The sequence below is a fragment of the Chamaesiphon sp. VAR_48_metabat_403 genome, assembly GCF_031422475.1.
Classification (GTDB): domain Bacteria; phylum Cyanobacteriota; class Cyanobacteriia; order Cyanobacteriales; family Chamaesiphonaceae; genus Chamaesiphon.
Map to the genome: position 1 here is coordinate 1 of NZ_JANPLS010000487.1, position 8,912 is coordinate 8,912.

Here is an 8,912-nt window from a genome sequence, read left to right on the forward strand (position 1 = left end):
GGCAACATTGGCTCTAGGTCTTGCTAGAGAAATATCATCATATATGACCCATCGGTGTTGGCGATCTACTTTTTCTGGGTCTGCCCAAAGAGCATCTTTGCTGCCCCATCTCATGCGCCATGTTGGTTTACATGGTCTATTTTCAGGACATTCTGCAACAGGAGGATGTCCTATTCGATGTGTCACGCCATTGAATACAAAAAAGAGATGCCCCAGTGAAATGGTAGGAACAGATAGATTGATTTTTGGAGCTATGCTGTCAGACCAATCACTGTCAGGATTGATTTTTATAAGTCGAGAGGAACCTAAAAATCCATCTTCGCGGATAGCAAAAGCTTCAGCTCTAGAGATCACGGATTTTGTGATGGTATAAGAATTTTTGTGCTGACCTATTGTACCTAAAAGAAGACATACATCTTGTCTTGCATCAATGCCTACCGTACCTTCTGGACACTGCAAAATCTCAAACAAGTTGCATTTAGCGGCTAAATTTTTTCGGGCAGTTGAAACATCAAATTTATTACCACCAGTTAAAAAAGAACTTGGCAAGACAAAGGCAAACTGATCGCCATCTTGAAGCCAATTGGTAGCTTGTTCGACGAAAGCAGCCGATTTTTGGATGTTGCCCTCGATCGCAAATGGTGGATTCGCAACAATGACACGCGGACGTACAATGAAGTTTTCTTTTGAGAGCCTTTGATAGTCTTTATCTGTAAACGAAGATGGGAAAGGCAAAATATCAGCAATTTTAGATGTTTCGCTGGCAACTCCAAGCGATTCGCTGGCTAGAAAGTATCGTAGCTGTGCTACTAAGTTTGCATAGCGATCTAAGTCATTTCCTAATATATGACTTTTTAAATATTCTTTGCGCTCTTCACCTGTTGGGATATCTCTCATTCCAGCGAGTCTGGAGGTAGCAGCCAATATCAAACTGCCCGAACCAGCCGCTGGATCGAAAATAAATCTTTCGTCTGGACGCAACCGTTCTATCGGCAAAGCTTCTAGCATTCGCTCTGCCAGTTTTACAGGTGTATAGTGACGGTTTAAATCGCCCCAATCATCACTACCTAATTCTCTAGGTAATTTCTTGATTGCTTCTTCATATAATCTCCCAACATCACGATGATCTGTTAGGACAAAACTAACTCGACTTCCCATGTGTAGAGCTAATTCTTGACGAACTGGCACGGGTACATAGTCAGCCGAAGTTCTGGCACGGCGAAAGAAGCCATTAGTAACTTCCACCATGCGATCGAGTAAACCAAGTGGATCTTCAGCTTGGACAACATTACTAGAACCAAAGAAATTTTTGTCTTGTAAAATCCTTGCGCCCAAGTACGCAATTGCAAAGCGGATCGTATGTCCCTTTATTTCAGAACGTGAAGAACTAGAACTAGTAGAATCCACTAGTTTTAGTGCCGAATCAATACCTTTTTGAAATGAATCACCAAGTCGTTGTTGTTGACGGTCTAAAAATGAAAAACTTCGCTCGGAAACTTCTTCTTCTAAGTCTGCAAGCGATAATTGCCCCTGCCGAAGTTTTGCCAGTGCCTTCGGTGTGAACAGATGATGTTTTGGTGATACCAAAGTTTCACGCAAAGCATCTAAATCTAATTTTGTCTGCTCTAGTTCGCCAGAGGAATCAGATCTTGGTTGTACAAGATAGAGTTCATCTGAAGAAACTAGCAAACCGCCACGAATTGTCCATGCCCTTAATCGTTGTATCCATAGCTCTAAATCTCCTCGCTCTATCTGCTGAATTAAAAAGGCTAGATTATTCGCTCTCGGACGCAAACCACCATCAGTCCAGAGCAGATCGAGATCGACTGTTGCCTCGGCATTATGTGCTGGCATCCGAATCCCCCGTACTGGCTCTATTTGCCAAATACGTCGAACAGTTTCTACAGCAGCTTCCAATAATGATGAGCTAAACACTTCGATCCCTCTTACCGCCTATCCTACTAAAGTAATACCGATCCGTTTCTCGAAATCAAGCACATGGTGTTTTTCTGCTTCTTGCATCAGTTCGGTAATAATGTCACCAATGGTTCCAACTTCATGAATCACAACTTGCCCTTTGCCATTGCCTGAAGCCTCCAGCACGGTTAAGCCAAAATCCCGTAGATCTTCAATCAGATAAAGCTGGGCGTTGACAAAGACCAGCTTATGTACGAAGAAGGCAGGTTCATAATTCCGCGCTTTCAAAAATTTCAGTACTTTGCGGATCTCCTGAAGTGATAACTCCTCTCTTAGCCTTTCAATGGTCTTGATCTCAATTACCTGCTGCCAGCCATATACGACTTTTGGATGCTTGGGATTCCCAAACTTCAGCGGCACTATTAACTTTGTCCGATCGAAGTAACTGAGCCTGCCAGAGTCAATCCCTGTCAGCGCAATCGTTTCCTGTCTTGTAAAGCCGCTAGTCATAATCGAGCATCGACAGTATATCAAGATAATTCTAGCTAATTGTTTGAATTTTGTCCTTAAATTCAAACAATTGTTTAAATATACCCGAAAGTGAGTGCAATGTCGATCGTCACTGGCTAATCCGCTACTTATTGCGCTGATAATTTCGCCATTTGGGACATCTATCGACATCCCAATCGGTATAAAGCAGCTTTGGCAAGAAACAGCCGAACCTTGGGTACTAGTCAGCATCCTCCGCAATCAGACAGTCCAAAGCCTTAGATTTTTGGCTAAAGAGAACATTCTCCCGATAATCCACTGGGCAGTCAATTATCACAGGAACAGATTGAGCTAGAGCCTCTTTAAGTGTGGGAATCAAATCCGCACTCTGAGTAATCCGATATCCTTTCAGTCCCATACTCTCAGCCAACTTCACAAAATCAGGATTGCCAAACTTAACAAACGAAGACACCCCAAACTGCTGCATTTGCTTCCATTCAATCAGCCCATAACCCCCGTCGTTAAAAATCAGCGTCACAAAAGGAGTATTCAGGCGCAGAGCAGTTTCTAGCTCCTGCATATTCATCATGAAACCCCCATCACCCGTAGCGGCAATTACCTTGCGCTCGGGATAAACCAACTTAGCTGCGATCGCACCTGGAATCGCAATTCCCATCGCCGCAAAACCGTTGGAAATCAAACATGTATTCGGTTTGGCGCAGTGATAGTGACGGGCGATCCACATTTTGTGGGCACCCACGTCTGAAATCAGAATATCGTCATCGCCTAAAACCTGCCGCAGATCGTAGATGAGTTTTTGGGGGCGAATCGGAAAGCCTTTATCCTGGGCGTACTGCTCGTAATCTGCCCGAATTTCCTCACGGAGCGACAGGGCGTAGGGTTCGGGTTTAGATTTAGCATCTGACAACTTTTGGCACCGTTGGAGAATCTCCTGGAGCGAGTCGGCAATGTCTCCCACCACCTCAACCTGGGGAATATAACTACTATCGATTTCTGCTGAGACTTCGGCAATGTGGACGATCGGAATTTCGCCTGTGGGATTCCATTTTTTGGGCGAATATTCGATGAGATCGTAGCCGACCGCAATTACTAAGTCGGTGCGATCGAATCCACAGTTAATATAGTCCCGCTGTTGCAGACCTACCGACCATAGGGCTGAGGGATGGGTATAGGGGATGACCCCCTTGCCCATAAAGGTGTTGACGACGGGTAAATTTAGTTGAGTAGCCAATTCTGTGAGGGCAAAACTGGCATGGGATCGGATCGCACCGTTGCCGACTAAGACGATCGGGTTCTGGGCTTGGGCAATAGCGGCGGCGGCTCGATCGAGACTGGCAAAGGCAGCATAGACTCGACTCGCGCCATTTTTATGCAAGGGTTTCACAGTTGCTGGCATCGCCGCGACATTTTCCGGCACGTCAATATGTACCGCCCCAGGAGTTTCCGACTGAGCAACATGGAAGGCTTTGCGGACAATTTCGGCGGTACTATTGGGCTGGACGATTTGCTTGCTCCACTTGGTAATCGGTGCAAACATCGCTACCAGGTCTAAATACTGATGGGATAAGATGTGCATTCGATCGGTACTCACCTGACCCGTAATCGCAATCAGCGGTGCGCCGTCCAGATTGGCATCGGCTACACCCGTCATCAGATTGGTTGCCCCTGGCCCCAAGGTAGACAGACATACCCCCGCTTGTCCGGTCAAGCGTCCATATACGTCTGCCATAAAAGCGGCTCCCTGCTCGTGCCGACAGGTCACAAATTGAATCGTAGAACCCTTGAGTGCTTCGAGGATGTGAAGATTTTCTTCTCCTGGGAGTCCAAAAATATACTTCACTCCTTCATTTTCCAGACATTGCACCAATAATTCTGCCGTATTCATAGGCTCATTTAATCCAGATAGTTTTGATATTGACAAATTCTAAAATGCCGGGTCGTCCGAGTTCCCGACCGTAACCCGATCGCTTAATACCCCCAAAGGGCAAGCGCGGATCGGATTTGACCATGCCATTAATAAACACCGAACCCGCCTCTAATTCGCGAATTAGACGTTCTTGTTCTGTAGCATCCTGCGTCCAGGCACTCGCGCCCAAACCAAACGGACTGTCATTCGCCAGCGCGATCGCGGCATCCAGATCGGGTACTGTAAATAACAACGCTACGGGGCCAAAAAATTCATCGCGGTAGGTGGCACAAGTGGGGGGAATATTCTTGAGAATGGTGGGTTCATAAAAAAAGCCTGGTAATCCAGACCAAGGTTTGCCGCCAATTAGACATTCAGCTCCACCTGAGATCGAATCTCGTACCTGTCGATCGATCTGCTCCAAACCTGCCAGGGTCGCCAAGGGGCCAACATCAGTCGCGGTTTCCAATGGGTCGCCGATCTGGAGCTGACTGAATGCCTCTACAAACTTGGATGTAAAAGCATTCGCAATCGCATCCAGCACGATGAACCGTTTGGCAGCAATACAGGATTGCCCATTATTGAGCAGTCGTGCCTTTATCCCGACGGCTACTGCTTCATCGAGATCCGCACTTGTCGTCACGATAAATGGATCGCTGCCGCCCAGTTCTAGCACAGTTTTTTTCAGGACTGCTCCGGCTGTCTGAGCTAAACTGGCTCCGGCGGGTTCGCTGCCAGTCAGGGTGGCGGCTTTCACCTGGGGCGATTTGACGACCGATTCGACTTGAGAGGATGAAATTAACAGCGTTTGAAATACCCCTGGCGGAAACCCTGCTTGAAGGAAGATCTCTTCGATCGCGATCGCGCACTGGGGGACATTAGAAGCGTGTTTGAGCAGGGCCACATTCCCCGCCATCAGTGTGGGAGCGGCAAACCGAAACACCTGCCAAAAGGGGAAATTCCACGGCATCACGGCTAAAATTGTGCCCAGGGGCTGGTACTCGATTCGAGACTGACTGGCATCGGTGGCAATTATTTCGGGGGCTAGAAACTCCGCCCCATGCTCGGCATAATAGTCGCAAACCCCAGCACACTTTTGAATTTCGGCGATCGCTTGTGCGATCGGTTTGCCCATCTCTATGGTCATCAGTTTCGCCCACTCTAAGGACTGTCGATCGTCCCGTAGGAGGCTAGCAGCCTGATGGAGCCATTGACTCCGCTGTGTCCAGGAAGTATTCCGATATTCCTGAAACACCCGCCCCGATTCGATTATTTTGGTTTTTAGGTCATCGTCGGCGAGAGTTGGAAAAATTTGTAGTTGTTGAGCTGTCGTCGGATTGATACTGGCAATACTCATTGGTGTAGTCTATCCCTTAGCTAGAGAGTGCCCTCACTCGATCGTGACAAACTTCGGGGCTGCAACATCAAAATACATGATAAACATGATGAAAATTTACATTGATGTTGCGGTAGCTACTGTTTGCTAAAGACTCTCTAGAACTCCTTGAGATTGGAGTTCGATCGCAGTAAGCGATTATCATTGTAAGATCGTGATGATACTGCCAGTATTTACCACCATTAGGAAAAATAAAATTTTGTCCGTTCAGTTTGAAGTGCCGCTAATTCGAGTACGAGATGCTTCATCGATCGTTGGTTCATTAGTAACCATGACCATAAAGCACTTAAATGATTTCAAAGTATTATGGCGAGAGCAACTTAGAACCTCGGCTGATGAAGACCACTATTGGGATTGGGAACAAAAACAACGCATTTATCTGGCAGGCGGGATCGGGATATACGAAGGCTACACGATTGAGTGCGAACAAATGACTCAAGGAATGATGATTCTCCAAGTCAGGGGTTATCGCTCTCAGGTAGATCCAACACGCCCGCTAGTATACGTCCATTCACTCGCAACAGCACCGTGGAATCGGCTCTCCAATCCCGATCCAAATGGATTCCGAGCAGTGGGGATCGCAATGCTTCGATTTGCTCGGTTCCGTAGTGAAAAATTAGATTATGGTGGATTGGTAGGATTACATTCTTTGCCCACCGCTGAGACGTTTTATCGCAAGATGGGAATGATCGATGGAGGTTCGGATGCCCAAAAGGAGAACTTGACTTATAAAGAATTAACAGCGAAGTTTCCCCAGGTTCAAATAATGGAGATTGATGAGGACAGAAGACGCTCAGCACCATCTCAGTTTCAAGCTCATAATATAGTAGAATTGTTTTTAGTTTTTGGCGCGAGAAAAGAAAAACTTGATTTGCAAGAGAAAATAGCTGATGAGTTTACAAAGCAAGATTTCATAGAATCCATCGCGAATTCTAGCTTTACAAACATATTTTATGAATCAATAGATTATTTGGCTAAATTCGATCTAGCTATAAACAGATTTAGAAATGAAAATTTAGAAGGTAATTTTAAAAACGGTATAGATTTATTCACTAGTCATCCAGCTTGTATTGGTTTTATAACTGCAATAGGTTTAACTGTACTAGGTAGACCTGGATCGAATCATAGCTTAGAGAAACAAAATGATAAGTGGGAACAAGTAAAAAGTGATGCCAATCAAATGCTCGACCGCTTAGGTACACTAAGTGATGTATCGTTAGGTGATTTTTTAGATTTTCAAACTTTAAATGAGTTGATTCGTACAAAAAGTGGTAGAGGTATCAATTTTGAACGAGAATTTTTCTTGCAAGCTTTTAAGGTATTAATTGAAGAGAAATTTCAAGTAGAGAATATGACTGTTTGCTGGAGATCTCTTTAAAGTATTTTATGTCTATAAATATGAAAGATGCTAATGTCAGTGTTTTCAAAACATTAGCTGACTTTGCAACCAAATACAGCAGCAATATTGTAGAGAATAAAAAATAAGCGGTGTATCGAGACAAATGATAAAGAAAAAGAGTGGCTAAAGAACATCGTTATAATCGAAAGGCACCCGATATTACCAAATGTCCAGACAGCTTTATTTGAATTCAAAAATCAGAAATACTTTGTTACTATAGGTTTTAAATATCAAGAAGAAGGTGATATTCGCAACGTACTTGAATACGTTGAACTTAATGCAGGTATCTTAACTGCATTGCTATTCAAATTAGAAGTGCCACTCATTAAGTCGTTAAATTATTTAGATATAATAAACGAGATTTTTTATGAATCATCAGATGAATTGATTAAATATCAGTTTAATTGCGTCAGTAAATTTTTTGAACCGTTGTATGTTTATCGAATCGACGATGATTGTCCATTTACTAGAGGTGGAGATATAGATCTAATAAGATTGTCAGGATTTTACATATTAAAAAACAGACAGCTAATTTCTCTACATTTTTCATCAAACACGCTTGATAAGTTCGAGAAAGTATTTTTTGAGGGATCGACAACTATTCCTTATGAAAACTTACTATTAAGCTTAGTATCTATTGCATGGAAATATTCATTTCTGGATATATACAGATGCATAGAAAGGTTATTCTGTATCTCTGCATTAGAAGAGTTTCATCGTAAGCTAAGCATTACAGATTCTATATTACAATTTTCTACTGATATTGAAGATTTTATTGATTGGAGACCAAAAGAAGATAAATCACTGAATAAAATAATAGAGAGATCACCAGAAGAAGCTACTAATTTACTTCGAGAGATCAAGACATTTATTAATGGTGAATCAGAAGGTAATCATGGAGATTTAATATACAAAATTCGCAACTCTATAGTTTATTTTAGAGGTGCAAATGAGGCTGTGTATAGTTCTTTGAATGATTTGCATTGGGATAAACTAATCAATTCATCTCTATTAATAGTTGAGCATTGGTATGACAAGTATGATTTGCAACTAAGAATATAATAACCAAATTCTAATGGCAAAAGTCAAACAACGACAACTTGGTGGGTTGCCGCCCAAATATGGTTTCATCGTCAATCCTTACCCAGAAGAACGAGTCTCCCGTTGTCCTTTGTGCGATCGCAAGACTGGACAACGCAAAATACCGATCTTGATTCATGTTAATCCCAAACACTTAATCGCGCTCAACTATACTTGTCGTTACTGTCGAGATTGCAATTTACTCATCGCTCATAAACATGAAATCGAGCATTATTTGACTGTCTTGTTTAGCCAGCAAGCTCCTGATGCGATCGGCAATGACTATCTAGCTGTTGGCACAGTCGAGAAAAGTGCCTGGAAAGAAGGACTAAAACAGCAGCAATCGATTGATAAACTTTTGCCACATGCCAGTGATTTTGTCACCTATTATGAGGAATTACAGCTAACTAGAGCGGGCTACTATCAGGCGGGTCAAAAGCCACCTGTAGCAGTGCCCCCACCCTCTCAAGAGTGGGTTAAAACAAGCCACGAGAGCCGGAATTAAATGATGACTGACTTTCGATCGATTACAATGTCAAAGCATCGAGCGAGCTACAATAAGCAACTGTCGATAGAATTAACAAACGAATAATGGACGAATCTGCGCCAGAAAGATCGATTTTACTCATCGATGGAGATCGAGATCGCGCTCGATTAATTGAAACTGCGCTGCAACCTTTCCAGCACCGCGTTATGACGATCGC

General features: G+C 43.5%; 7 protein-coding genes. 3 read left to right on the forward strand and 4 right to left on the reverse strand.

Translation table 11 applies throughout. The features are described from left to right. The 4 genes from RMO79_RS23100 to RMO79_RS23115 all read right to left on the reverse strand — a co-directional run. A partial coding sequence (locus tag RMO79_RS23100) for an N-6 DNA methylase (protein ID WP_310485613.1) occupies positions 1 to 1,854 on the reverse strand: 1,854 nt, incomplete at its 3' end. A gap of 99 nt (positions 1,855 to 1,953) precedes the next feature. Further along, positions 1,954 to 2,658 (reverse strand): hypothetical protein, encoded by a 705-nt coding sequence (locus RMO79_RS23105; RefSeq protein ID WP_310485614.1) that lies wholly within the window; start codon positions 2,656 to 2,658, stop codon positions 1,954 to 1,956. Further along, positions 2,648 to 4,312: an acetolactate synthase large subunit gene (locus RMO79_RS23110; protein WP_310485615.1), complete on the reverse strand. Its 1,665-nt coding sequence runs from the start codon at positions 4,310 to 4,312 to the stop codon at positions 2,648 to 2,650. Before RMO79_RS23110 ends, RMO79_RS23105 begins: the two co-directional genes overlap by 11 nt. Positions 4,313 to 4,316: 4 nt before the next feature. After that, positions 4,317 to 5,690, reverse strand: coding sequence for an NAD-dependent succinate-semialdehyde dehydrogenase (locus tag RMO79_RS23115; RefSeq protein ID WP_310485616.1), 1,374 nt, complete (start codon positions 5,688 to 5,690; stop codon positions 4,317 to 4,319). A 196-nt stretch (positions 5,691 to 5,886) separates the two neighbouring features. Here RMO79_RS23115 and RMO79_RS23120 point away from each other — a divergent pair, with 196 nt between their 5' ends. The 3 genes from RMO79_RS23120 to RMO79_RS23130 all read left to right on the forward strand — a co-directional run bounded on the left by RMO79_RS23120 (position 5,887) and on the right by RMO79_RS23130 (position 8,713). Further along, positions 5,887 to 7,107, forward strand: a complete 1,221-nt coding sequence (locus tag RMO79_RS23120) for a hypothetical protein (RefSeq protein ID WP_396136662.1) — start codon at positions 5,887 to 5,889, stop codon at positions 7,105 to 7,107. Between the two features lie 336 nt (positions 7,108 to 7,443). After that, positions 7,444 to 8,190, forward strand: coding sequence for a hypothetical protein (locus tag RMO79_RS23125; protein WP_310485618.1), 747 nt, complete (start codon positions 7,444 to 7,446; stop codon positions 8,188 to 8,190). Positions 8,191 to 8,203: 13 nt separating this feature from the next. Then, on the forward strand, positions 8,204 to 8,713 hold the full coding sequence (locus tag RMO79_RS23130) for a hypothetical protein (protein WP_310485619.1): 510 nt from the start codon (positions 8,204 to 8,206) through the stop codon (positions 8,711 to 8,713). Positions 8,714 to 8,912 lie beyond the last annotated feature (199 nt).

Bases quoted from the DNA above. Each gene is read 5' to 3' on its own strand.
- RMO79_RS23105 (WP_310485614.1), bottom strand. From the start codon at position 2,658: ATGCTGACTAGTACCCAAGGTTCGGCTGTTTCTTGCCAAAGCTGCTTT.
- RMO79_RS23110 (WP_310485615.1), bottom strand. From the start codon at position 4,312: ATGAATACGGCAGAATTATTGGTGCAATGTCTGGAAAATGAAGGAGTG.
- RMO79_RS23115 (WP_310485616.1), bottom strand. From the start codon at position 5,690: ATGAGTATTGCCAGTATCAATCCGACGACAGCTCAACAACTACAAATT.
- RMO79_RS23120 (WP_396136662.1), top strand. From the start codon at position 5,887: ATGATACTGCCAGTATTTACCACCATTAGGAAAAATAAAATTTTGTCC.
- RMO79_RS23130 (WP_310485619.1), top strand. From the start codon at position 8,204: ATGGCAAAAGTCAAACAACGACAACTTGGTGGGTTGCCGCCCAAATAT.